Consider the following 24993-nt stretch of genomic DNA (forward strand, 5'->3'; position numbering starts at 1 on the left):
CTCGTCGAAGACGATCAGTCAGGGTAAGATACCTGCATGACCACTGAAGCCACCAAAACCGAAGTCGGCAGCTACTTCGTCGCCAATTACCCGCCGTTCTCGCAATGGTCGGCGGAGGCCTTGCCCGACGCTCGCCAGGCGTTGGAGAGTCCGCCGCGCGACGTCCCGCTGGGCCTGTACCTGCACATTCCGTTCTGCCGCAAGCGGTGCAAGTTCTGCTATTTCCGCGTCTACACCGACAAAAACGGCGGCGACGTCGAACGCTATGTCTCGGCCCTGTCGCGCGAAATCGAGCTGGTCAGCCGGCTGCCGGTGATGGGCGGGCGGCCCTTCCGCTTTGTCTATTTCGGCGGCGGCACGCCCTCGTTTCTCAGCGGGCGGCAGCTCACGTCGCTGGTCGACCGGCTGCGGGCCAACATCAACTGGGATCACGCCGAAGAGGTGACCTTCGAATGCGAACCCGGCACGCTTTCGCAGCCTAAGCTGGCGACGCTCAAAGAGCTGGGCGTCACGCGGCTGAGCCTGGGCGTGGAGAACTTCAGCGACGCCATTCTGGAAGAGAACGGTCGGGCACATCTGTCGGCCGAGATTTACAAAGCCTGGGACTGGATCAAGGCACTGGAATTCCCCAACGTAAACATCGACCTGATCAGCGGCATGGTCGGCGAGACGTGGGACAATTGGCGAGACAACCTCCGCCGCACGATCGAGCTTGAACCCGACAGTGTGACGATCTACCAGATGGAACTGCCGTTCAACACGGTTTATTCGCGCGACATTCTGGGCCACCAGATCGAGACGCCCGTGGCCGACTGGCCCACCAAGCGGGCCTGGCAGAGCTATGCCTACGACGAATTGCTGGCCGCGGGCTACAAGATTTCCAGCGCCTATACGCTGGTGAAGGACAAGAGCAAAGTCAACTTCAGCTATCGCGACAACCTCTGGCGTGGCAGCGACCTGCTGGCCACCGGCGTGGCGAGTTTCGGGCATGCCTCCGGCGTCCACTACCAGAACCTGACCGAGTGGGGCAGCTACCTGGAGTCGCTGGAGGGCGGCGAGCTGCCGTTGTATCGCGGCATGCGGCCGACGCCGCACCAGTTGCTGGTGCGCGAGATGATTTTGCAGCTCAAGACGGGCGAGATCGACGCCGGCTATTTCCGCGACAAATTCGGCGTGGAGGTTCTGGACGAATGGCGGGATGCCTGGCAGGAGTACATTGGCGACGGTTATCTGTCGATCGACGGCGACCGCGTCACGCTCTCGCGCGAGGGTCTGTTGCGCGTCGACAGCCTGCTGCCCGCCTTTTTCGAACCGGAGCACCAGGGAGTGCGATATACGTGAGCGCGGATTTGACCTTCCTGATGGGCAAATTCCCAGCGCGGATTCCGGCCGATCGGCAGTACGCCAAGAACCATCTATGGGCACAACCGCGGGAAGGCACGGTCCGCTTCGGTTTTTCGGCTTATGCCGTGCGGCTGCTGCAAGATGTCTACTTCCTGGAGTGGTCGGTCGACGCCGAAACGCCGCTGGCCGAGCGGCAAGCGATCGGGGCCATTGAAAGCTCCAAGGCTGAAAGCGATCTGTATGCTCCCATGGCGGGCCGGCTGGTCCGCTTCAACGAACGCTTGCTGTCGGACCCCTCCGGCATTAACGTAGACAACTACGGCGAGGGCTGGCTGTTCGAAATGGCGGGTAGCGGCGAGTCGCTGCTGTCGCCTGAAGAGTACCTGGCCCACCTTGAAACGAGCTGGGCCGTCGCCCAACGGACGATCAAGGGGCAGATCAACGAAGAATGAGGAGGAAATAAAGTGACGGTTCGCGGACATGTTCGTAACGGAGTAATCGTACTGGATGCCCAAGCAATCTTGCCCGAGGGCGCCGCGGTGGTGGTCAGCGTTGTGGATGCAGATGTTGAACCAGCGCCGCGCAAGGACCGACCCGCGCTCAGGCATTCGGGGACGTTAAAACTAGGCCGCGACGCGTCGCGGCGGATCGACCAGGAGCTTTATGGAGAACCTGATGAGTGAAACCGCTATTCGCAGACACATCATTTTTCATTGCGCTCATGAACGTCGAAGACCTCGTTCATGCCGACGCCCATCATTACATGGCCCGCGAGGGTATTGACATCGTCACGACCGACTGGGTGCTTGTTGAAGTCGGCAATTATTTGTCACGTCGACTCGGCCGTGAACGATTTGAGCCGCTGGTGGCTGATCTGTTGATCGATCCACGATTCGGTATCTTCAATGCCGACCATGAAGATTTTGAATCGGGCCTCCAACTTTATCACCAGCGGCAGGACAAGCACTGGTCGATGAACCGACTGCATTTCATTCAACGTGATGGACCGCGAAGGATTGACGGACGCCCTGACTTCGGATCACCACTTTGAACAAGCCGGATTTCGCATCCTGCTGGGAAACTGACCAAGGAGACCAGATGGCAATGCCCAATAAACTCACCGTCGTCATCTCTCAGGGCCAGAGCGCCAACCCGGTCAAACGGAAGCTGGAAGAAGACATCGTCGCCGGGCTGCTCTTCGAGCGGGGCGTCGAGGTGACCGTGATTCCGCACTTGTACGACCTGCCGCCCGACGGCACCGGCATGCTCTGTCTGCAAAGCATCACGGGCAACATGGTCGTGTTGAGCTGGCTCTTTCCCCGGGCCGCCCATTGGACGCTTGACCGCAACGGCATCCACGGCCGCGTCGGCACCAGCCTGCTCGTGGCTGAGGAGGACGAAAGCGATGAGGATGAAATCGACGAAGAGGCCGGCGACGAGACGCACCGCGTGGCCGACGATCGGCCCATGCCCGACCGCACCATCTACTGCATCGACCTGCGGGCAGGCAACGAGGCGGCCACCTTCATGGAAGAGGTCCGCCGCATCACGGCCGAAACGTCGGTGCAGACGGTCGGCATCGACCTGATGGGTTGGATCAAAGGCGCTCCCAAGCCCGAACAACTCGATCGCTATCTGCACTCCGGCAACGGCAACGGGAACGGAAAGCCACCGGTAGGTTCTGCCGCTGCCTCCCCACCCCCAATCCCCGACCCCGAGCCACCAACCCCCGTCCGCATCGACGAACCGACCGCCCGTCGCTGGTATCCGGTGATCGACTACAGCCGTTGCACGAACTGTCTGGAGTGCCTCGATTTCTGCCTGTTCGGCGTGTATGGCATTTCGTCGGCCGAGGCGATCCTGGTGGAGCAGCCCGACAACTGCCGCAAGGGCTGCCCGGCGTGCAGCCGCGTTTGCCCGGAGAACGCCATTATCTTCCCGCAGCACAAGTCGCCGGCGATTGCCGGCAGTGCCAACGGCGAGGCGGGCGGACTGAAGATCGACCTCTCCAAGTTGTTCGGCGCCCCGGACGCCTTGCAAGTGGCCGTGCTGGAGCGCGACGTCGAGTTGGTCGCGGCCGGTAAGGAGGCGGTCGGCATGACCATCGGCATCCCCAAGCGTCAGCCCGAAAAGGACGACGGTCCCAAGGACGAGCTGGACCGTTTGATGGACCAGCTCGACTTGGATCTTTAGCTCACTCTGTCGCCGGCCGCGCAAATGAAGTAGGTTGGACCGCATGAGCGGAACATTGCCAACCTGGCTGGAACGGTGGCTGGGCGTTCCGGCCGCCGGTTCCGGAGAAGGCACCGCCTGGTCGCTCGACTATGCCTGGCCGTGGGCCGCCTGGGCCACTCTGCTGTTCCTGCTGGCGGCCGCAGCCTGGACCGTTTTGTGGTATCAGCGAGAGGCGGCGCCGGCGGGCAAACTCTATCGCTGGATGCTGGCCGGTCTGCGGCTGACGCTCGTCGCATTGCTGCTCGCCATGCTGGCCAACTACGTGCTCTCGCTCAGTCGCACCGGGCTGGCGTATGTCGTCGTGGTCGTCGACGATTCGGCCAGCATGGGCACCGTCGACCGTTATGAAGACGAAAAGCTGCGCGAGACGGTCGCCAGGCACCTGAAGCAGGCCCGGTTGAGCGAGGCCACGCGGTTGAACATCGGCAAGAGCCTGCTCTTGGAAAACAACGCCGCGCTGCTCAAGGCATTGGCCCGCAGTTATAAGCTGAAACTTTACTTCGTCTCCGACTCCGCTCGACTTCAGCCCGGCGACGCCGACGATCTGGCCAAAGTGGTCCGCGATGCCGAGAGCCTGGGCGAAAGCACGCGGCTGGGCGACGGCCTTGGCGCCGTCATCGACGATTTGCGGGGCAACCCGCCCAGCGCCGTGTTGGTGTTTTCCGACGGCATCAGCACCGACGGGAGCACGCTGGCCGATGCCGCGGCGCGGGCGCGTCGCAAGGGCGTGCCGCTGTTTACCGTGGCGTTGGGAAGCGAAATGCCGGTCCGCGACGTGGAACTGAGCGACGTGCTGGTCGACGAGGTGGTGTTCGTCGACGACGTGGTCAACTTCGAGTTCAAGCTTTCGTCGACCGGCCTGGAGGGGCGGCAGGCCAAAGTCGTGCTGCGCCGCAAAGACGATCCCGCGCCGCTGGCCGAGACGACCGTCACGCTCGGCAAGGATGGCGAAACGGACCGCGGCCGGCTGGCGTATCGGCCCACCGAGGTGGGCGAATACGATTACCTGGTCGAAGTCGAGCGCGTCGACGACGAAAACCAACGCGACAACAATCGCCAGCAGCGGCACGTCAGTGTGCGAAAAGAGCAGGTCCGCGTGCTGCTGGCCCAATCCTACCCAAGCTTTGAGTTTCGCTATCTGAAGCACCTGCTGGAACGCGACAGCACCGTGAAACTGCGCACGGTGTTGCAGGAGTCCGACCCGGAATACGCCCAGCTCGACGAGACGGCGCTGGCCGTGTTTCCGGTGCGGCGGGAAGATCTGTTCGAGTACGACGTGATCGTTTTCGGCGACGTGAACCCGGCGTTTTTGAGCGGCACGGCGCTGGCGCACATCAAGGCCTTCGTGGAGGAGAAGGGGGGCGGCGTGGTGTTTGTTTCCGGGCCGCTGTACACGCCCGCCGCCTACCGCGACTCACCGCTGGCCGAATTGCTGCCGATCGACTTCGAAAGTCCGGCCGGCACCGAGCCCGGTGAAATCGTCAACGATGCGTTCGAGGTGCAGCCGACCGAGGCGGGCCTGGCCGGTCCCACGATGCAGCTTGGCGACAGCCCGGCGGAGACACTGGAAATCTGGCAACGTCTGCCGCCGCTGTATTGGTTGTTCGCCGCCCCCGCGCTGAAGCCGGCGGCGCGCATCTGGGCCGAGCACCCGTTGCGGGCCGGTCCCGACGGCCGGCGCCTGCCGGTGATCGTGATGCACTACGTCGGCTCCGGCAAAGTGGTGTTTCATGCCACCGACGAAACGTGGCGCTGGCGGTTCCGCGTGGGCGATGTTTACTTCGCGCGCTACTGGGTGCAGACCATTCGCTTTCTGAGCCGCTCGAAGCTGTTGGGCAAAGACCGCTCGGCCGAGCTTACGGCCGACCGCCGCGAATATCGCCGCGGCGAGAACGTCCGGCTGCGGGTGCGGTTTTTCGACGACCGCCAGGCGCCGGCCGACGACGACGGCGTGACCGTGATCGTGGAGCGCGAGGGAGAGAAGAACGAGCGGCTCGTGTTGCACCGCAACGCCGGCAATCGCGGGGTGTTCGAGGGGCTCGTCAGCCGCCCGGCCGACGGCGCCTATCACGTATGGGTTGCCACGCCGACCTTGCCGGGCGACGCGCCGGCGACCGACTTTCGCGTCGTCGCTCCGCCGGGCGAGCGTGCCCGACTGCAAACCGACGTGGCCGCGCTGCGCCGCGCCAGCTCGGAAACGCGCGGCCGGTCGTACACCCTCGCCACGGCGGAGCGGTTGCTGAAAGACTTGCCGCAAGGGAGGCAGGTCAAGACCGACCCCTTGCCACCGCTGCCGCTGTGGAACCACTGGCTGCTGATGGTGATCTTTCTCACGCTGTTGATCGGCGAATGGGTCTTACGAAAGGCCCGCGGGATGCTGTGATCACGCGCGGCCTGCGACACGCGTGTCGCGTCGGCACGTGCCGCCGGGCGTGGGCGGCAAAAGCGTCGCGCGCGACGCATTTGTCGACCGTAGCCCTTTCGCGGGAGCGAGAGGAAAGCTGTTGGCGCCGTCTCCTATCGGCATCTGCTGCCGGAGACTAAACGGGCCGACGTCACTTTGGCCGCGCGCGGCCAAACTGCCGCGTAGCGGAAAGCCGTTATTCCGCGACCGTGCGACACGCGTGTCGCATGAATGCTGCACAGGACCGTATGGTTCCCCCCAGTTCGGCCCTCTCCGCCGAAGTCAAAGGCGTCGCACTTCGGCTGCGCGCAGCCGAAGTGGCAGCGGCCCGTTTCGCCTCTGGCGGCAGGCGCGGATGCGACACATCTGTCGCAGGGTCGCCAGGTGACGGCTTTCCTCACGCTCCAGCGAAAGGGATGGTGTGGATGCTGTTGCGTCACCAGTTCGCCCCCGGAACCCGCCCGTCGTCCGGAATCAGGGCGGCGCTCCACGACATCTGACTTACGCCGGTTGTGATCGAACGAACGCTGCCGTCGGCCATGGCGACGTTCATGGAGGCTGGGTGATAACATTGGCTTAGGTTCGGATCGGCCAGGGTGGGCGTGACGCCGATTTGCGGCAAGGGAAAGAGTCCCGTATAGTTCGGCTGGCCCGGCAATTCATCCGGATTCGGCCAATAGGGTCCCGCGCTGTTCAGATAGGCCGGAAAAGGCCACGACATGAAGTTCTCCGCCGTGCCGGTCTGCGGATCGATCGCCGGGTATGCCGGAAAGCAGCCGGACGCCTCGACCATGGCCGCCGTATTCGAGGTGCCGTCGGGGATTTTGCCCATGGCATACGGCGATGATTGCCCCTGCAGATTAAACGTGCCTTGGGCACCGAACAACACCAGGTTTAGCGCGTAGTTGGAGGTGGCGGTCTTCCCGTCGAGAATGGCAATTCCATTGTTGGTCGTTGGATCGGACGGGCAGACATGAATGGGAGCAAGGGGAAAGTACTGGCCTCCCAAATACCCCCGGTTGGGTCCGTCCTGAGTAAACTGGGTGAACACGTTGCTCTGCTCATAGAAAGGCAACAGGGCATAGAAAGCGCTGCCTTGGGCGGCGTTTCCGGTCTGTTGGTTGACGATTTGGTAGAAATTACTGGGCGGCAGCTCGCCGCGTTGGTCGTTGAATTGATGCAGCGAGAGCATAAGCTGTTTCATATTGTTGGCGCACTGAGTGCGGCGGCCCGACTCTCGCGCGGCTTGCACGGCCGGCAGCAGCAGCGCGACCAAGATGCCGATCACTGCGATGACGACCAACAACTCCACCAACGTAAAGCCGGCGCGTGCCGATCCGGTTCGATTCACCATACCACCGATCGAGCGCGGCCGGCGCCGGCGAAGAAAGCAGGCATCCGGTGGCACCTTTCCCGAGAAAGAGCCGTTCCCCATTCGATTCCAGGGCAGGTCTTCTGACTTCCGGATCGTTCTACCGGCTGCGCCTTCCCGTGTCGCACGGCGGAGTTCTTTCCGCAGAGTCGATCACAGTGGTTTGAAGCAGCGTTCGTCCCCGGTTACAGCGGCTGGACCGCAACGGATTTGCACCGTTTTCCCTATTCTTCTCGCGGCGCGACAAGCGCACGAGACACCCTGAATCACCCCCCGAGTTTACCCAGCCCCGCCTCGCTGTCAACGGGCTCGACAGTCGAACCTGAACGCCGCACACTGAACTCTGAACTCCAAACCCCCGCGCTGCCAGAAATCGTTCCATGTCGCTCCTCGACCGTCTCTTCGGCCTCAACGACGAAGTGGCCGCCGTCATCGGCGGGGCGGGCCGCATCGGCAAAGCGCTTTGCCGGGCACTCGCTTTCGCCGGCGCCGATGTGGCCATCCTCGATATCGACGTCGCGGCCGCCGAAGCCCTGGCCGCCGACCTGCGAGCGGCCACGGGCCGGCGACTGCTGCCGCTGGCCATCGATGCCACACGCGAAGAACAACTTGCCGAAGCCGTGGCGACGATTACCCACCATCTTAGACCGCCCGTCATGCTCGTCAACTCGGCCCAGTTCCGTGGCGCCGGCTTCTATTCGTCGAACGTCGAAGATTATCCGCGCGAAGCCTGGGACAAGGTGCTCGAGACCAATCTCACGGCCGTCCATCTGGCCTGCCAGGCGTTTGGCCGGTCCATGATTGCCCACGGCGGCGGACGCATCGTCAACCTGGCTTCGACCTACGGCCTGGTGTCGGCCGATCCACGCATTTACGGAGCTTCCGGTGTGAATTCTCCGGTGGCCTATGGCGCCGCCAAGGCGGGCGTCATTCAGCTCACGCGTTACCTGGCCGTCCACTGGCGCGACAAGAACATCCGCGTGAATTGCCTGGTGCCGGGCGGCGTGTTCGACAACCAGTCGCCCGAATTCGTGGCCAATTACTGCGAGCGCACGCCGCTGGGCCGCATGGCCGAGCCGGAAGACTATCAGGGCGCCGTGCTGTTCATGCTCTCGCGGGCCAGCGACTACATGACCGGCTCGGTCGTCACCGTGGACGGCGGCTGGACCGCCTGGTGAAAAAAAGATGACTTTCGTCCGGCAGGATGGTATAAGTGCGTTCGGTGGCTGGAAGCTGGCCGCGATCGACCTAGTAATCCCGAAAAACGCGCCGCCGGCCGGCGATGCCCCGGTGGTGGCGCTACCGGGGCATCGCCGCGGCGGAGCGTGTTGCGCGGAACTACCGATCGAGCGCGGCTCTGCCCCAGCCACCGCTGCACGAGCCACCTTTCCCATGGAGTCTCCGCTATGGACCTTTCTTCCGCGCGCGAGCTGCTGCGCAAGCAATTCGGTTTCGATGATTTCCGTCCGGGCCAGAGCGACGTGATCGGCCACCTGCTCTCCGGCCGCTCGGCCGCCGCAGTCTTTCCCACGGGCGGCGGCAAGTCGTTGTGTTATCAATTGCCGGCGCAACTGATCTCCGGCCTGACGATCGTCGTCTCGCCGTTGATCGCGCTGATGAAAGACCAGATCGACGGGCTGAAGCGCCGCGGCGTGGCCGCCGAACGGCTCGATTCGACGCTCTCGGCCGAAGAGTCGTCGAGCGTGATGCGGCGGGTGCGCGACGGCAGCCTGCGGCTGCTCTACGTGGCGCCCGAGCGGTTCAACAACGAGCGGTTCCGCGAGTCGATGGCCCGCATCAAGATCGGCCTGTTCGCGGTCGACGAAGCGCACTGCATTTCGGAATGGGGCCACAGCTTCCGGCCCGACTACTTGAAGCTGGCCCGTTTCGCCAAGACCTACCGCGCCGAGCGCGTGCTGGCGCTCACCGCCACGGCCACGCCCCAGGTGCTCGACGACGTCTGCCGCGAATTCGCCATCGAGCCGCGCTGCGCCGTGCGCACCGGTTTTTATCGTCCCAACCTGACGCTGGTCACCACGCCCGTCGCGGCGGCCGAGCGCGACGCCCTGCTGCTCAAGCGGCTGCAAGGCTCTCCGACGGGACCGACGATTGTCTATGTCACACTGCAGCGCACGGCTGAGGCGGTGGCCGAGCGTCTGGCCGCCGCGGGCCTCTCGGCCCGGCCGTATCACGCCGGCATGGAAGACGACGCGCGTGACCACGTGCAAGAGTGGTTCATGCAGTCGCAGGCCGGGATCGTGGTGGCCACGATCGCTTTCGGCATGGGCGTCGATAAGGCCGACATCCGCTACGTCTACCATTACAATCTGGCCAAGAGCCTGGAGAACTACTCGCAGGAGATCGGCCGGGCAGGCCGCGACGGCAAGAAATCGACGTGCGAGCTGCTCGTCTGCCCTGACGATCTGTGCGCTCTGGAGAACTTCGCCCACGGCGATACACCCACGCGGGCCAGCGTGCGCGGCCTGCTCGGCGACGTGTTCGCCAACGCGGGCGACTTCGACATCTCGACCTACGAGTGCGCCAGCCGTCACGATATCCGGCCGCTGGTGGTGCAGACGCTGTTGACATATCTGGAACTCGACGGCTATCTCGAAGCGGGCACGCCATTTTACTCGCGCTACAGCTTTCAGCCGCTGGTCTCGTCGCAAGAGATGCTGTCGCGGTTCGAGGGGGAGCGACGCGAGTTTCTGGCCAGCGTGCTCAGGCACACCGAGAAGGCCCGGACGTGGTTCCACATCGATCTCGACAAGACGGCTGACGTCATCCAGCAGCCGCGCGACCGCATCGTGCGGGCCTTCGACTACCTCGCCGAGCAGCGGCTGGTCGAGCTCAAGGCCGAGGGAGTGCGGCAGACCTACCGCTTGCTGAAGAAGCCCGGCGATCTGGAGGCGTTGGCCGACGATCTTTTCCGCCGCTTGACGGAGCGCGAGCAGCGCGAGATCGAGCGGTTGCAAGCGGTGTTGTCGTTGGCCGGCCACGACGGCTGCCAGGTGGCGTTGTTGGCCGGGCATTTCGGCGAGCGGCTGGCGAAGCCGTGCGGCCACTGCTCCTGGTGTACCAACGGAGGCCAGCCGACGCGATTGCTGCCGCGGCCGCAACGGGCGATCGACGACGCGACCTGGCGGCGTGCCCAGGCGTTGGCCGCTGAGAAACACGACGTGCTGGGCGAGCCGCGCGCTTTGGCCCGTTTCCTTTGCGGCCTGACGTCACCGCGGCTCAGCGCCGCGCGGCTCGGCGGCAATCCGCTTTTCGGCGCCTTCGCCGACGTACCGTTCGCCAAGGTGTTGGAGCGGGCTGTAAAATAGGGCCTCCGATGCATGCTCTTGTCACCGGGGCCAGCGGCTTTCTGGGGCTCGACCTTGTCGAGCAGCTCGTCGCGCGCGGCGACTGCGTGCGCGCCTTTTGCCGGCGGCCATCGCCGGAACTGGAGGCCCTGGGCGTGGAAACCCTCTTGGGCGACGTGCGCGACGCGGAGGCCACCGCGGCCGCCTGCCAGCGAATCGACGTCGTCTTTCACGTCGCCGCGGTGGCCGGCATCTGGGGACCGTGGAAGCACTTCTATGAAACGAACACGCTCGGCACGCGGCACGTGATTGCCGGTTGCCTGCGGCACGGCGTGCAAAAGCTGGTTTACACCAGCAGCCCCAGCGTGACCTTCGACGGGCAAGAGCAATGCGGCATCGACGAAAGCGCGCCGTATCCCGAACGCTGGCTCTGCCACTATCCGCACACCAAGGCTTTGGCCGAGCAAGAAGTGTTGGCGGCCAACGGACGCGACGGCCTGCTCACCTGCGCTTTGCGGCCGCACCTGATCTGGGGACCGCGCGACCGGCAGCTCGTGCCGCGCGTGATCGACCGGGCACGGCAGAAGCAACTCATCCGCGTCGGCGACGGCAAAAATCTGATCGACATGGTGTTCGTCGAAAACGCCGCTCTGGCTCACCTGCAAGCGGCCGACTGCTTGTTGCCCGCTTCGCCGGTGGCCGGCAGCGCCTATTTCATCAGCCAGGGAGAGCCGGTGAACTGCTGGCACTGGATCGACGGGCTTCTGGCACTGGCCGGATTGCCGGCCGTCCAACGGTCGATTTCGACTCGGGCCGCATACTCGATCGGCGCGGTGCTGGAAGCGGGCTATGCGACGCTTGGAAAGGTCGAAGAACCGCGGATGACGCGATTTCTGGCGTTGCAGCTTGGCAAGTCGCACTACTTCAGCATCGAGCGGGCGCGGCGAGATTTCGGTTACGCGCCGCGCGTCACGACGGCTGAGGGCATGCGACGGCTGAAGAGCAAGCTAAGCAATGGACACGGGCCGTAGCGCAGCTTACAACTTCGAGGGCCGCTTGCGATCTCGTAGCCCGCTCGCTCCGCGAGCGGAACGGCCGTCCAAGGCAGATGACTGTTCGGTACGAAATGGTTTGTCGATCACATCCGCTTGCGGAGCAAGCGGGCTACGATGAGGAGACATCATGGCAGAGCAAGGATGGAAAAAACTCGTGGCCGGACACCCGTGGTTCATCGGGGCCGGCAACTATCCGATACCGGCTTATTCGGAATTCATGCCGTCGCCGCGGCTGGGCCAGAAAGCCTACGGCCGGCGGGTCGATCCACTGCTGTTCGACGAGTCCGATCCCTGGGGCTGGCAGATCACCGAGTACGAACAAGCGTGGGAGCTGTCGCCGGGACTGGAGCATCTGGCGGAACACGTGCTGAAGACCATGCGGCACCTGGGCCGGCGCGAATCAGCGCACGGCATTGCCCGCAACAAGCTGGCCGACAACCCTTATTGGCCGCCGTCGCTCAGCGATGGCGGAGCACCGGAGCACGAGCGTTATGTGTTGCTCATGCCGCTGGCTTTGGCCCGCACGCAAGATGACAAGGGCCGCGTGCGCTGGACGCTGTTCGGCGGCAGCGAACAAGGGCCGGCACGCGCTTTCTGGCGGGGCTTCTTCACGGGGCCCCGCAAGGAAATTCCGCGGCAGACGGCCATCGACTTCTTCAGTCGCTTGCTGGCCGGCGCCTATGGGGAACCGCTCGCCGACGCCGCCGGTCTGCGGCAGGCGGGCTTTCGTATCTTCGCTCCCACGGAGCCGCCTGTTCCCTCCTGGCGCGAAGAGCCGTTGCCGAGCTGGACGGAGCAATTCCAATGGTCACCCAAACAATCTCTGCGGGGCGTGCGTTATCTGCTTACGTTCCAGGCGTTCGCCCGTTTGCCCGGCAAAGTGCGGCAGGCTTACTTTTCGGGCGAGCTGCACTTGTTGCCGTTTCCAGGAAGCCTCGTTTTTTGGGGCGCGCAGCAATACTTGTCGTTGGCCGATGAGCTGCCGACCGCGGTGCAGATTCCGCTGTTGCACCTGTTTCAGCGACACGAAGCGCCGGGCGGCATTCGCGTGCCGCAATCGGGCTGGATGCACGAGCCGCGGCCGGGCACGCAACTGGGAGAGCACGGGCCGTTTCGGAACACGTTCCAGCGCACGCACCGCTGGGCCAAGGTCCACCGCCACGAAGACGAGTTGGCGGTAACTCAGCAGGAAGACAAAGTGGCCCACGTGCTGTTCAGCGCCGCGGCCGACGATATCGGGCTGTATGGCAAGCCAATGGCCCGCAATGCCCAAGTCTGGACCCGCGATCATCACCTGCTGGTCGACGGCCCGCAGGCCAGCCGCGAACAACTGGCCGAGGCCGCCCAACGGTTGGAACAGGGCGGCGTGTTCGGCTACCGCTTTCAGTATCCGGCCATGCGGGTCGGCCGGCACGAAGTCTACTGGCACCGGCCGCTGGCGGCCTACTTCGATGCCAACGGCGAGGCGATGGCGATCGACGACGGGCCGCTCGGTTATCTCACCGCCTACGACGCGGATCGGCCGCGGCCCGATCGGCCCGTCGAGCTTTGGCCGCGGCTCTTGGCCCGCGGGCCGCATAGGCAAGCGATCAAGCTTTTCGCTCACAACCACGACCACCATTATCGCGTCACGGCGATCAACGTCCGCAAGCTGCTCGACGCCTGGGAGCTGCTCGACAAGCGGCCGCTGGCGCGCAGCTTTGCCCGGCAACTGCTCACCTTGCCCAAGGAAGAAAGCCTCGACCAATGGCTCGACGCACTGCCCGGCCGGGCCAGTAATGCCGAGGCCGGCGCGGTGCTGGCCGACACGTTGCGCGGTTGTCTGGCAGCATCGAACGAAGACGGTCGGCCAGAAACGTTGACATTTCAACGCACGGCGCGTCGCTCGTTCGAGTCGGCCTATTGGCGCACAATCTCGCAACTCGCGACCGGTGAATACATCAATAAAGACAACGCCGACTGCGTGCTCGACCAAAAGACCCAGCCGCGCCTGAAACATGACCACCGCGATCTCGACCAGCTCGGCGATTTCCTGTTGGACTACTATCGCCGTCTCATCCGCCGCAAGGAGATGACGGGCAAGGCGCTGGCGGGCGAGCTGCCGTTTCAGTGGCGGACCGATTTCGATTTCAACTGGATGGGCGGTTGGTTGAACAACCAGCAGCAAGTGCTGCGCGAGCGAGACTTGTTGGTGGTCATCCCCGGCCGCGATCGCAAACGGGCCGTGATCATGGCCGATCATTACGACACCGCTTATATGGAAGACGTTTACGGCTATGCCCACGGTGGGCACGGTCCGCGGTTGGCCGCCGCCGGCGCCGACGACAATCATTCGGCCACCGCCGCCTTGATGCTCGGCGCGCCGATCTTCATGGACCTCAGCCGGGCCGGAAAACTCGACTGTGACATCTGGCTGGTCCACCTCACGGGCGAAGAGTTTCCAGCCGACTGCCTTGGTGCCCGGCATCTCTGCCAGTGCCTGGTGGAAGGGACGTTGGAGCTGCACCTCGAAAACGGCCGTCGCCGCGATCTGTCGCGCACGCGGGTGGAGGGCGTCTACGTGCTGGACATGGTGGCCCACAACAACGACCGCGACCGCGACGTGTTTCAGCTCTGCCCGGGCACGAGCCGCGAATCGCTGTGGCTGGCCTATCAGGCGCACCTGGCGAATCGCACATGGAATCAGCTTCGGCCCAAGTGGAACCAGCGGCCCGACCGCCGGCACGCGAAGCGCGGCCGCCGCAGCGCCGACGGCCGCTCGATGCCGGACATCGCACTGCATCCGCACTTACACGGCGAGGTGCGGCCGATCATCGACCCCCGCAGCACGCTCTACAACACGGACGGGCAGATTTTCTCCGACACCGGCGTGCCGGTGGTGTTGTTCATGGAGAACTACGACATCAATCGCAAGGGCTATCACGACACGCACGACACGATGGAGAACATCGACCTCGACTACGGGGCCGCGGTGGCGGCCATCGCGATTGAGTCGGTGGCACGGGCGGCGACGGACAAATAAGAAAAACCCTACAGGCAGACGCAACATGTCTACAACCGTGATAAATTCGGACCGATTACTCGAACGCTTTCTGCGTTACGTCCAAATCGATACCACCGCGGGCGACGGCTCGACCGGCTACCCGAGTTCTCCGGGCCAACTCGTGCTTGGCCGAATGTTGGCCGACGAGCTCCGGGCAATCGGACTCGCTGACGCCGACCAAGACCAGTTCGGCATCGTCATGGCCACGCTGCCGGCAACCTGCCGCGGCGAGTTGCCGGTGATTGCCTTCAATGCCCATGTCGATACCTCGCCGGAAACGACCGGCGCCCACGTCAAGCCGCAGGCCTGGCGAAACTACGACGGCCGCGAACTCGTTCTGCCGGGCGATTCCAGCAAAGTCATCCGCGTGACCGACAACCCGGAGTTGAAAGAACTTATCGGCTGCACGATCATCACCAGCGACGGCACGACGCTGCTGGGTGCCGACGACAAAGCCGGGCTGGCGGTCATCATGGAAGCCATCGCCTGGTTGGCGGAACATCCTGAGATCGAGCGCGGACCCGTCCGCGTGCTGTTTACCTGCGACGAAGAGATCGGCCATGGCGTCGATTACGTCGACCTGAAGAAGCTCGCCGCCGCCGTCTGCTACACGCTCGACGGTTCGGGCACCAACGAGATCGATGTCGAAACATTCTCCGCCGACCTGGCCACAGTCACGGTCCGCGGCGTCAACATTCACCCCTCCATTGGCAAGGGGCGAATGGTCAACGCCGTGCGCGTCGTGGCCGATTTTCTGTCGCGGTTGCCGCGCGACCTGTCGCCCGAAATGACCGACGGACGCCAAGGCTTTTTGCACCCCTACGCCATTGACGGCGGCGTGGCCGAGGTGCGGCTCAAGGTTTTGCTGCGCGATTTCGAGACCCGCAAGTTGGCCGGCCAGGCAAAGGTCATTCACGATGTCGTGGCCGCAACCCGCGCCGCCTGGCCGGGCTGCCAGGTCGATATGGCGGTGGCGCCCCAATATCGCAATATGGCCGACGGCCTGGCCCGCGAGCCGCGGGCCGTGGCCTACGCCGAAGAAGCGCACCGCCGGTTAGGCCGGCAGCCCCATCGGACGATCGTTCGCGGAGGCACTGACGGCTCGCGACTCACCGAGTTGGGCCTTGCCACGCCGAATCTCTCCTCCGGCGAGCACAACCCGCATTCGCCGTTGGAGTGGACCTGCCTGGAAGAGATGGCCGCGGCGGTCGAGGTGGTGGCGATGATTGCCAGGGTCTGGGCGGAGCGATCAGGCACTGTGAAGTAGGGTGCCGCCTACACGAAAGTTCTCTTGACCGCCCGTGGGCAAGCGGTTATTGTCCGGCCCCCAATCCTCATCTCTTCTTGCATATCATGAAACCGACCTGGACGTGGCTTTTCTCCAAGCCCCTGCGATCCGACCGACGTCGATTTCTACGCCTGGCCGCCGTGACCTCCGCCGGACTGGCGACCGCGGGCCTGGCCACCGGCGGCTGCGCGCTGCCGCCCATCCTTCGCTCGCAAAGTCCGGAAGACAGCGAAGATCCGGTTGCCACCAGCGTCAAGCTGATCAGCGATTATGCGCTGGCCGTCGGCGGGTATCCGCTGCACATCGAGTCGATCGGGCTGGTCACCGGCCTGCCCGGCACCGGCAGCGATGTCCCCACCTCGCCGCAACGCGCGGCCTTGCTCGACGAGATGGAGAAGCGCGGCGTCGCCTATCCCAACCAGGTACTGGCCTCGAAAGAGACCGAGTTGGTGCTGGTCCACGCCTACCTGCGGCCGGGCATTCAGAAGGGCGACCATTTCGACGTCGAGATGCGAGTGCCCACCCGTAGCGAGTGTACCAGTCTGCGCGGCGGCTGGCTCATGGAAACGCGTCTGCGGCAGTTCGCCGAAGTGAAAAACCAAATCCTGGAAGGCAAGGTGCTGGCCCTGGCCGAGGGCGCGGTACTGGTCGATCCGTCGGCCGAGGGCGAGCGCGACCGGCTGAAACTCACCCGCGGACGCGTGCTCGGCGGCGGCGTGTCCGCGGAGTCGCGCAAGCTGGGCCTGGCCATCCAGCCCAAGCACCAGCACGTGCTGACGAGCGCCCAGATCGGCAATGCCATCAATCAGCGGTTTCACTCGTTCGATGCGGGCGTCAAGCGCGGGGTGGCCGAGCCCGAGACCGACAAGTACGTGGAGCTGGCCGTTCATCCGCGTTACAAGGACAACGTCGAGCGGTACATGCGCGTGATCCGCGCGCTGCCGCTGAGGGAGAACCCCTCGCAACGTCTAGCCCGGCTGGCGTTGTTGGAGCGGCAGTTGCTCGACCCCATCACGGCGGCGACCGCCGCCATCCGGCTGGAGGCGATCGGCAACGAGGGCGTCAAGCCGCTGCTGAAGGGCGCGTCGGCCGATGACTTGGAGGTGCGGTTTTATTCGGCCGAGGCGCTGGCCTATCTTGACGAAAACGGGGCTGTGCCCGCATTGGCCGAAGCGGCGCGCCATCGGGCCTTCCGCGCCTACGCCCTGACCGCGCTGAGCGCCATGGACGACTACACGGCCTACGAGGCCCTGCGCGACTTGCTCGACTCGCCCAGTGCGGAGACCCGCTACGGCGCTTTCCGTGCGTTGTGGGCCATGAACCCGCACGATGCCCTGGTGCAGGGCGAAAACATGAGCGACCAGTTCAGCTATCATCTGCTCCAGACGAAGGGGCCGCCGATGGTCCATGTCACGCGGAGCTTCCGGGCCGAGATCGTGTTGTTCGGCCCCGACCAGCGGCTGCGCACGCCGTTGATGCTCGACGCCGGCAAAGACATCCAAATCTTCTCGCGCGGCGGCAACGAGATCACCGTCAGCCGCATCGAGATCGGCGACGAACAGAAGCGCGTCGTTTCGACGAAGCTCGACGAGGTGATTCGGGCGGTGGTCGCTCTGGGCGGCAACTACCCGGACGTCGTGCAAGCATTGCAACAAGCCAAATCGCGGCACGCCCTGGACAGCCGCTTTGAGATCGACGCCTTGCCCGCCGGAGGCCGCACCTACGACCGCAAGCCGCGCGACGATGACGAGGACGACGGACGCTCGTTTACGATCGCCAACCCGTTGCCGGGGCTGTTTGCCCGGCCCGGCAAGGACGCGGACGAGCGGCGCAAGGCAAAATCGCACGATGGCGGCGACGATGATCGCCAGCCGTCGTTGCTGGAGAAGCTGACGGGGTGGTTTGATTAGAGGGTTCAGGGTTCAGGAAATTGCAAATCTGCCAACGCCCAACGCCCAACGCCCAACGCCTGAACCCTGAACCCTGAACCCTACCGCCTCGCCTGCCGGACAGCTAAGATGAACAGAGGTATCTTCGCCCAGTCCGTTCCCTCTGCCCCATGCTGAAAGCGCTGGAACTCGTCGGCTTCAAGAGCTTCGCCGACAAGACACGTTTCGAGTTTCCCAGCGGCATCACGGCGGTGGTCGGCCCCAACGGTTCCGGCAAGTCGAACGTCGTCGACGCCATCAAGTGGGTGCTGGGCGAGCAGAGCGTCAAGAGCCTGCGCGGCAAAGAGATGGTCGACGTGATCTTCAACGGCTCGGCCAGCCGTCCCCCGCTCAATGCGGCCGAAGCCACGCTGGTGTTCGACAACGCGGAGCGTCGGCTGGGCCTCGACACGCCGGAGGTCCACGTTACGCGGCGCGTCTACCGCAGCGGCGAGGCCGAGTATCTCCTGAACCGGCAGCCCTGCCGGTTGCGCGACATCCGCGACCTGTTTGCCGGCACCGGCGCGGCCACCGAAGCCTACAGCGTCATCGAGCAGGGCAAGGTCGACGTGCTGCTGCAAGCCTCGGCCAAAGACCGCCGGGCGATCTTCGAAGAAGCGGCGGGCATCAGCCGCTTCAAGGCCAAAAAGCTGGAGACGCTGCGGCGGTTGGAACGCGTCGATCAAAACCTGCTGCGGCTGTCGGACATCGTCGACGAGGTCGGCAACCGCCTGCGCAGCGTGCGCCTGCAGGCCACGAAGGCACGCCGATACAAAGAATACGCCGACCGACTGCAGCAGTTGCGCACGCAGACGGCGCAGGCCGATTGGCGGCGGCTGGGGCAGCGTCTGGCGGAGCTCGACGGCGAGCTGGCCGCGCTGGCCGCCCAGCGCGACGCCGCCTTGGCCGAAGCCGAGCAGCTCGAAAGCCGCGCCTTGGCCGTCGACGCCGAGATGTCGCAGACGCTCGCCCGGCAGCGAGCGTGCGACGGGCGGTCGGCCGACAACCGCGAGCGGACCGCCGCGCGCGAGGCCCTGCTGGACGATCAGCGGGCCCGCCTGCACGAAGCCGACGCCGAAGAGACCCGTTTGCTGCGACAGCTCGCCGCCCTGCGCGTGCGGGCCGGCGATTTCGAGCAGCACCTGTCGGAAAGTATCGCCGCGGTCGAGCAGGCACAGCGCGAGCAAAGCGAACGTCGCCAATCGCTGGCCGAGGCCGAACACGATCTGTCGGCCGGCGACGAAGCCTTCCGGGAACTCCGGGCGGAATTCGAAGCAAGCCGGGCGGCATCGCTGGAGGCCACGCGCGCCGTCGCCGCAGCCGACGCGGAAGCGGCCTCGCTCACGGCTCGGCGCGATTCCGCCCGACTCACCGCGGCGCGACATGCCGAAGCGCTGGCCGAGCTTCAACAAGTGCAGGCCGAAACCGAAGCTGAGCTCGCCAAGCTCGCCGATCTGGAAACGCAGCACGCCGCGTCGGCGGAACGGCAGCACGAAGCCTGGCTGGCCGCGCAGCAAGCGTTGCTCGAATTGCAAAGCGAGCACAAGGCGGCGGCGCTCGAGCTCTCGCAACTGCGCGAGCGGCAAGCCGCCGCCACCGAGCGGGCGGCCCTCCTCGAAGAATTCGAGGCCCGTCAAGAAGGGCTGGGCGCGGGGGCCAAGGCGGTGTTGGCCGCGCTACGCGAACAGCAGGACGGCCCCCTGCAATCCGTGCGCGGCATCGTCGCCGATTTGCTCCGCGTGCCGGTGGAACTGGCGCCGGCCATCGAAGCCGCCTTGGGCGAAAAAGCCCAGGCCTTTGTCGTGGAACCCAACGGGCCGTTTCTCGATTGGGCGCAGCAGTCGTCGACGCGGCTGCCCAGCCGGATCGCCTTTGTATGGCTGGCCGAGGGCGAAGTGCCGGTCTCCGACGACTTTCGCGGGGCCGCCGGCGTGCAGGGGCGCGCCGACCAGCTTATCGAGGCGCCCGCCGATCTGGCCCGACTGGTCCAGCGGCTGTTGGGGCAAACATGGATCGTCGACACCTTGGCGGATGCTCTGCGTTTGTCGCAGAGAGCGCCGCGCGGACTGAGCTTTGCCACATTGACCGGCGAGGTGTGGACGTCGGAGGGAAGTCTCTCCATCGGCCCAAAACTGGCGGCCGCCGGATTGATCTCACGCCGCAGCGAGTTGCGCGCGCTACACGGCCAGACCGCCGCCTTGGAGACGCGGACTGCGGCGGCCCAGGCGCGGGTCGACGAGGTCGAGACGCGCCTGGCCGAGTTGGCCCGCGACGAGCGCGAACTGGCCGCCGCGCACCAGCGTGCCGTCGAGACCTTGAACGGCCATCGTCTGCACTTCAACGCCGTGGACGCCCGGCGATCGCAGTTGGCCGAGCAGCTCGCTCGCTTGGTGGCGGAGGTCGGTCACGAAGAACACGCGGCCCGGTCGGCGGAGGAAGCGTTGGCGGCGGCCCGCGCCCGGCTCGACGAGGAGAAGCGGCGGCTGTCCGATCTGGAGAGCGTATCGCAGGCGACGCGCGAACGGCTGCGGCAAGCCGACAGCCGACTTCAGCAAGGGCAACGGCGCGTGACCGCGGCCAAGGTGGAGCTGGCCAAGTGCGAAGAGCGTCTGGCCGGCCTGAGCACCCACTTGAGCCAATTGCGGCGAGATCAGCTCGATCGCCGCCGCAGCGTCGACGACTGCCGGCAACAATTGGTCCGCAGCCGCCAGGGCCGACGCCAAACCGAAGACAACCTGCTGGCTGCCGAAAGCGACCTGGCCGGCCTCTACCTGCTGCGAGAGTCGCTTTCCGCCGAAGCCGCCGAGCTGGTTGCCGGGCACGAGCGGCAGCGAAACCTGCGCGGCGAGCTGCAGGCCGCCGCTCAGACCTCGCAAACGCTGGCCCGCACCTTGGAGCAGCAGCGCCATGCCCAAGACCTGGCCGCCAACGAAGTGCGCCACGAACGCAACACCTTGGCCGCGCGCCTGAAGGACGACTACCAGATCGACCTGGCGGAGACGGAGGCCGACGTTTCGCCCGAAGCGGAACGCCGGCGCGATGAGATCGAACAGGAAATCGCCGAGCTGCGGCGCAAGATCAACCATATCGGCACGGTGAACCTCGACGCACTGGCGGAGTTGGAAGAATTGGAGGCGCGGCACGCCGACCTTTCCGCCCAGTTCCAGGATCTTACGCAGGCCAAGGAGTCGCTGCTGCAAATCATCAACAGCATCAACGCGGACAGCCGTCGCTTGTTTATCGAGACCTTGCAAACCGTCACGGGCAATTTTCAGTCGCTGTTCCGGAAACTGTTCGGTGGCGGACAGGCCGACGTGGTGCTGGAAGAGGGCGTGGATGTGCTGGACGGCGGCGTTGAGATCGTGGCCCGGCCGCCCGGCAAAGAGCTGCGCAGCATCTCGCTGCTCAGCGGCGGCGAAAAAACGCTGACCTGCGTGGCCTTGTTGTTGGCGATCTTTCAATACCGGCCGAGTCCGTTTTGCGTGCTGGACGAGGTCGATGCGGCCTTGGACGAGGCCAACATCGAGCGGTTCGTCGGCGTGCTCAAGGAGTTCTTGGCCTGGACGCAGTTCATCGTCATCACTCATTCCAAAAAGACGATGACCTGCGCCGGCACGCTGTATGGGGTGACGATGGAAGAGTCGGGCGTGTCGAAGCGGGTGTCGGTGCGGTTTGAAGACGTGAGCGAAGACGGGCAAATCCGCACCGCGGCCGCCCGCATGCGCGAATCGGCGTAAGGCGCCGGTTTAACTCCGCTAAAACGCGATTCTGGCTACAATGGACAAGGGAGGATTGACATGCCACTGCGCGACCACTTTCACCCGCCGGTCAACAAGAGAAGATCGTGGGAAGGCTTTCACGGCGCATGGCCCACCATGATCGTCATGGCATTGGTTCGCAAACTGCCGCCCCCCTATGTCGCCGAGCCGCGGGTCCGCCTCGGGGCTTTCTATGAGATCGACGTTGCATCTTTCGAAGAGCACGTGCCTTCCGGCTTGGGGCTGGAGGCCAGCGCCGCGGAAGGCGGCGTCGCAACCGCGGTCTGGGCGCCGCCCCAGCCGACCCTGGTCGTCACCACCGACTTTCCGGACCAGTATGAGTACGAAGTGCTCGTCTACGACACCACGGACGATCGCCGCCTGGTGGCTGCGGTGGAGATCGTCAGCCCGGCGAACAAGGACCGGCCCGCGCACCGGCGGATGTTCGTCGCGAAGTGCGCCACGTTGCTGGCTCAGGGCGTTTGTATCGCCATTGTCGATCTGGTGACGACGCGGCGTTTCAACCTGTACGCCGACCTGCTCGAACTGATCGGTCATACTGAACCGTCGCCGGCGCCCGAGCCGCCGCCGCTCTATGCCGCAGTCTGCCGCTCGCGGCGCGAGCGCGACGTGCCGCGATTGGAAATGTGGGCACACGCTTTCGCCCTCGGTCAGCCGCTGCCGACACTGCCGCTGTGGCTGGCCGACAACCTTGCTGTGCCCCTTGAACTGGAAGCGAGCTATGAGGAGACGTGCCGCATTCTCCGCATTGGCTAGGACCGCCTACACTCGCCGCCGCGCAGCCAGGTCGGCCACGAAGCGATCATGCTCGGCGGAGCGCAAGCCATCCTGCAAACGGTCGAGAACCTGTCGCAGATTGCCGGCGAGAAGTGCTTTGCCGTCGAGCCAGAGGCCGGGAAAGACCCGCGAGCGCCATAGCCCATCGGCGTCGGGCGGAAAAACGCGGTAGCGGCCGTCAACCAACTCGTGCCAGCGGATTTCTTCTTCGAACAGCAGGATGACGAGGTACTCCTGAACGCCCGCGGACTGGTAAAGGTCGTATTTGTCGTGCAGGTCATTCGACGCGCTCGTGGCGGAAACCTCGGCCACAAACTCCAGGGCGCCTTGGTAGTAAAGTCCGTCCCTGCTGGAATTGCCGCCATATTCGGGCAGGATAAGGAGGCTCAGATCCGGTTGCGGCGCGTCCTCGAGCATGAGCGACGTGGCGTTATTCGCCCCGTCAACGCCCGGCGTAGCCGCTTGATAGACGGCCAGCCAGCCACTGATCCAGCGGTCCATTTGTCCGTGATCGCCCGACACCGGCGAAGGCATGTAGACTCTCCCGGCTATTAACTCGGCTCGCTTGACCTCGGGTTGGGCTTCCCAACGGCGCAGGAATTCATCACGCGTCAGATGATCGCCGGCCGCCAAGGGGGGAACACGCTGTTCGGTTACAATCGCCATAGTGCCATCTCAGATTCCATTCTAGTCGCCGGGCCGTGGCCCGACAACGCACATTGATCGCCTCAGCCGGAGCACGATAGACGACCAGGCCCGGGCCGGCCAAGGTTGTGGTAAACAAGTGGCCCATTCCGCTAAAATGGATGCTGAACGTAAACCGAGCATTAGCCGGCGATCGAATCCATGAAGCCCATCGCGGACCAGTTACCACCGGAGATTGCGAAGCAACTTCATCCGGTACGTCGCAAGAATGAGGCGGAATATTGGGTAGTCCGCGACCAGCTTCTCGCACAATACGAAGGGCAGTGGGTTGGCTTCGCCGACGGGAAGGTGGCCGCCGACGGGAACAGCCCCGTCACGGTTTTCCATGCTTCGGAGGCCACGGGGCTACACCCCTTCTTCATCTGCGTAGGACGCGAGGACCAGCCATGTCGTATCCGTTGCGCCGCGTTCGCCTATGATCGCAACTACCCAGGAGAGGCTTAGCGCGGCAATTGCGGAGCTTCTCAATGGAGCTGCATTCATTACTCGCCGAAGCGATTCGTTTCTACGAGGCAGCCGGCTTGAATTGTGCGCAAAAGCTCCTGCCGCCCACAGACGATTACAGCATTGACGTTATCGCGACCGAGCTTTCGGTGCCCGTTCCGCCTGAGCTACGTAAGCTATATCACGTCTATGGCGGCCAGGAGTACATTATTCCCGGCATCACGGGCCTTTTCGGAAGCCATCGCCTCCATAGTCCGGCCGAAGTCGTGGAAAAGCACGTTGAATTCACCACCGTCTTTGGCTCTACTGGACTTCTCGACTCGCTACCGGTATTTCCGCCTGCAAGAGGAGAGTGGGGGTACTGGGTCCCGGAGCTACTGCCGTTCGCATCATGGGACGCCTACGACCTGTGTGTTCATGCAAGCCGCGGCGACGTGTGGGAGTTTAACCCAGGAACAGGCTTGATTGGACCGTGGCCGAGCATTTCGGCGGCGCTTGAAGAAGTGCTCGCGGTCTTGGTTGCAACAGGCGAGCCCAACTTCAAATTCTACAGCGGGGCAGAGTGATTCCAGCGTGAATCCCGCCAACACTCACGCTGCCCAACAAAGGACGGGGGCAAGGCGCGGCGCCAACCATGCGAGCAAGCCGGCGGTACCGCGAAAGGCAAGGCGCGATGAAATCCCGACGCGCCGGGACACCCCAAAACCCGAAAAAACCCCCGCGAGCATCCTTTAAGGATGCCCGCGGGGCGTGAACAAAATCCGGCGACACCTACTCTCGCACTTTGGGTACTACCATCGGCCCTGAAAGCTTAACTACCGTGTTCGGAATGGAAACGGGTGTGGCCTTTCAGGTATGGTCACCGGAAAAGGACCGGCCGGGCGGTCAAGCCTCGGCCGGCCAAGGTTGTGGCAAACAAGTGGCAGCTTACGTAGCCCGATTGCTCCGCAAGCGGACGGCCGCTGGCGAAACAAATCGCGCTACGCACTGGCTTTCCGCTTGCGGAGCAAGCGGGCTACCTAGGCACAAGTACCACGCTCGTTGGAAGAGCGTTGGATAAATGTGGTCAAGCGTTCGTCCGTTAGTACCGGTTAGCTCAGTGCATTGCTGCACGTACACATCCGGCCTATCAACCTGGTCGTCTTCCAGGGGACTTTCGAACCCGAAGGTTCTACGAAACCTCATCTTGGAGCGGGCTTCACGCTTATATGCTTTCAGCGTTTATCCTTTCCGTTCTTAGCTATCCAGCCGTGCCGCTAGCGCGACAACTGGCACACCAGAGGAACGTCCTTCCAAATCCTCTCGTACTAAAGA

The 24993-nt window shown here is 64.4% G+C and carries 17 protein-coding genes, 2 rRNA genes and 1 riboswitch; of the genes, 15 read left to right on the top strand and 4 right to left on the bottom strand.

What is annotated here, in order from left to right:
- The first annotated feature begins 36 nt into the window (after positions 1-36).
- The 5 genes from VNH11_34520 to VNH11_34540 all read left to right on the top strand — a co-directional run bounded on the left by VNH11_34520 (position 37) and on the right by VNH11_34540 (position 5962).
- Positions 37-1341, top strand: coding sequence for a coproporphyrinogen-III oxidase family protein (locus tag VNH11_34520; GenBank protein HVA51509.1), 1305 nt, complete (start codon positions 37-39; stop codon positions 1339-1341).
- Positions 1338-1796 carry a glycine cleavage system protein H gene (locus VNH11_34525; protein HVA51510.1) on the top strand — a complete coding sequence of 153 codons (459 nt, stop codon included), beginning with the start codon at positions 1338-1340 and terminating at the stop codon, positions 1794-1796. Before VNH11_34520 ends, VNH11_34525 begins: the two co-directional genes overlap by 4 nt.
- Positions 1797-2023: 227 nt before the next feature.
- A complete protein-coding gene (locus tag VNH11_34530; protein HVA51511.1) occupies positions 2024-2395 on the top strand; it encodes a PIN domain-containing protein in 372 nt (123 codons plus the stop codon).
- Between the two features lie 47 nt (positions 2396-2442).
- The gene (locus VNH11_34535; protein HVA51512.1) at positions 2443-3537 is read left to right on the top strand and encodes a ferredoxin family protein; all 1095 of its coding nucleotides are present in this window, start codon (positions 2443-2445) and stop codon (positions 3535-3537) included.
- Positions 3538-3580: 43 nt separating this feature from the next.
- A complete protein-coding gene (locus VNH11_34540) occupies positions 3581-5962 on the top strand; it encodes a VWA domain-containing protein (protein ID HVA51513.1) in 2382 nt (793 codons plus the stop codon).
- Positions 5963-6419: 457 nt separating this feature from the next.
- On the opposite strand, the gene VNH11_34545 is transcribed toward VNH11_34540, so the two are convergent.
- Positions 6420-7337: a DUF1559 domain-containing protein gene (locus tag VNH11_34545; GenBank protein HVA51514.1), complete on the bottom strand. Its 918-nt coding sequence runs from the start codon at positions 7335-7337 to the stop codon at positions 6420-6422.
- A gap of 73 nt (positions 7338-7410) precedes the next feature.
- Positions 7411-7634, bottom strand: a riboswitch (cobalamin riboswitch).
- A gap of 101 nt (positions 7635-7735) precedes the next feature.
- On the opposite strand from VNH11_34545, the gene VNH11_34550 reads away from it, so the two are divergent.
- The 8 genes from VNH11_34550 (at position 7736) to VNH11_34585 (ending at position 22509) form a co-directional block, all read left to right on the top strand.
- Positions 7736-8533, top strand: a complete 798-nt coding sequence (locus VNH11_34550; GenBank protein HVA51515.1) for an SDR family oxidoreductase — start codon at positions 7736-7738, stop codon at positions 8531-8533.
- A 228-nt stretch (positions 8534-8761) separates the two neighbouring features.
- Positions 8762-10681 (top strand): ATP-dependent DNA helicase RecQ, encoded by a 1920-nt coding sequence (locus VNH11_34555; GenBank protein ID HVA51516.1) that lies wholly within the window; start codon positions 8762-8764, stop codon positions 10679-10681.
- A gap of 8 nt (positions 10682-10689) precedes the next feature.
- Positions 10690-11691 carry an NAD-dependent epimerase/dehydratase family protein gene (locus VNH11_34560; protein ID HVA51517.1) on the top strand — a complete coding sequence of 334 codons (1002 nt, stop codon included), beginning with the start codon at positions 10690-10692 and terminating at the stop codon, positions 11689-11691.
- Between the two features lie 151 nt (positions 11692-11842).
- Positions 11843-14737, top strand: coding sequence for a M28 family peptidase (locus VNH11_34565; GenBank protein HVA51518.1), 2895 nt, complete (start codon positions 11843-11845; stop codon positions 14735-14737).
- Between the two features lie 25 nt (positions 14738-14762).
- A complete protein-coding gene (pepT, locus tag VNH11_34570) occupies positions 14763-16025 on the top strand; it encodes a peptidase T (protein ID HVA51519.1) in 1263 nt (420 codons plus the stop codon).
- A 161-nt stretch (positions 16026-16186) separates the two neighbouring features.
- The gene (locus VNH11_34575) at positions 16187-17956 is read left to right on the top strand and encodes a flagellar basal body P-ring protein FlgI (GenBank protein HVA51520.1); all 1770 of its coding nucleotides are present in this window, start codon (positions 16187-16189) and stop codon (positions 17954-17956) included.
- 149 nt (positions 17957-18105) lie between these two features.
- Positions 18106-21711, top strand: coding sequence for a chromosome segregation protein SMC (smc, locus tag VNH11_34580; protein HVA51521.1), 3606 nt, complete (start codon positions 18106-18108; stop codon positions 21709-21711).
- 60 nt (positions 21712-21771) lie between these two features.
- Positions 21772-22509 carry a DUF4058 family protein gene (locus VNH11_34585; protein ID HVA51522.1) on the top strand — a complete coding sequence of 246 codons (738 nt, stop codon included), beginning with the start codon at positions 21772-21774 and terminating at the stop codon, positions 22507-22509.
- 6 nt (positions 22510-22515) lie between these two features.
- On the opposite strand, the gene VNH11_34590 is transcribed toward VNH11_34585, so the two are convergent.
- Entirely contained in the window at positions 22516-23196 is a 681-nt protein-coding gene (locus VNH11_34590) for a Uma2 family endonuclease (protein ID HVA51523.1), read from the bottom strand.
- A gap of 180 nt (positions 23197-23376) precedes the next feature.
- Here VNH11_34590 and VNH11_34595 point away from each other — a divergent pair, with 180 nt between their 5' ends.
- On the top strand, positions 23377-23679 hold the full coding sequence (locus VNH11_34595; protein HVA51524.1) for a hypothetical protein: 303 nt from the start codon (positions 23377-23379) through the stop codon (positions 23677-23679).
- Positions 23680-23702: 23 nt separating this feature from the next.
- On the top strand, positions 23703-24245 hold the full coding sequence (locus VNH11_34600; protein ID HVA51525.1) for an SMI1/KNR4 family protein: 543 nt from the start codon (positions 23703-23705) through the stop codon (positions 24243-24245).
- A 193-nt stretch (positions 24246-24438) separates the two neighbouring features.
- On the opposite strand, the gene rrf is transcribed toward VNH11_34600, so the two are convergent.
- A 5S ribosomal RNA gene (gene rrf, locus VNH11_34605) occupies positions 24439-24546 on the bottom strand.
- Positions 24547-24741: 195 nt separating this feature from the next.
- Positions 24742-24993: ribosomal RNA gene (locus VNH11_34610) — 23S ribosomal RNA — on the bottom strand; the annotation flags it as partial.

The sequence above is a fragment of the Pirellulales bacterium genome (genome assembly GCA_035533075.1).
Lineage (GTDB): Bacteria > Planctomycetota > Planctomycetia > Pirellulales > JAICIG01 > DASSFG01.

Excerpts from the sequence above, each read along its gene's own strand:
- VNH11_34520 (HVA51509.1), top strand. The coding sequence starts at position 37 with ATGACCACTGAAGCCACCAAAACCGAAGTCGGCAGCTACTTCGTCGCC.
- VNH11_34590 (HVA51523.1), bottom strand. The coding sequence starts at position 23,196 with ATGGCGATTGTAACCGAACAGCGTGTTCCCCCCTTGGCGGCCGGCGAT.
- VNH11_34595 (HVA51524.1), top strand. The coding sequence starts at position 23,377 with ATGAAGCCCATCGCGGACCAGTTACCACCGGAGATTGCGAAGCAACTT.
- VNH11_34555 (HVA51516.1), top strand. The coding sequence starts at position 8,762 with ATGGACCTTTCTTCCGCGCGCGAGCTGCTGCGCAAGCAATTCGGTTTC.
- VNH11_34540 (HVA51513.1), top strand. The coding sequence starts at position 3,581 with ATGAGCGGAACATTGCCAACCTGGCTGGAACGGTGGCTGGGCGTTCCG.
- VNH11_34545 (HVA51514.1), bottom strand. The coding sequence starts at position 7,337 with ATGGTGAATCGAACCGGATCGGCACGCGCCGGCTTTACGTTGGTGGAG.
- VNH11_34560 (HVA51517.1), top strand. The coding sequence starts at position 10,690 with ATGCATGCTCTTGTCACCGGGGCCAGCGGCTTTCTGGGGCTCGACCTT.
- smc (HVA51521.1), top strand. The coding sequence starts at position 18,106 with ATGCTGAAAGCGCTGGAACTCGTCGGCTTCAAGAGCTTCGCCGACAAG.
- VNH11_34550 (HVA51515.1), top strand. The coding sequence starts at position 7,736 with ATGTCGCTCCTCGACCGTCTCTTCGGCCTCAACGACGAAGTGGCCGCC.
- VNH11_34600 (HVA51525.1), top strand. The coding sequence starts at position 23,703 with ATGGAGCTGCATTCATTACTCGCCGAAGCGATTCGTTTCTACGAGGCA.
- VNH11_34535 (HVA51512.1), top strand. The coding sequence starts at position 2,443 with ATGGCAATGCCCAATAAACTCACCGTCGTCATCTCTCAGGGCCAGAGC.
- pepT (HVA51519.1), top strand. The coding sequence starts at position 14,763 with ATGTCTACAACCGTGATAAATTCGGACCGATTACTCGAACGCTTTCTG.
- VNH11_34565 (HVA51518.1), top strand. The coding sequence starts at position 11,843 with ATGGCAGAGCAAGGATGGAAAAAACTCGTGGCCGGACACCCGTGGTTC.
- VNH11_34585 (HVA51522.1), top strand. The coding sequence starts at position 21,772 with ATGCCACTGCGCGACCACTTTCACCCGCCGGTCAACAAGAGAAGATCG.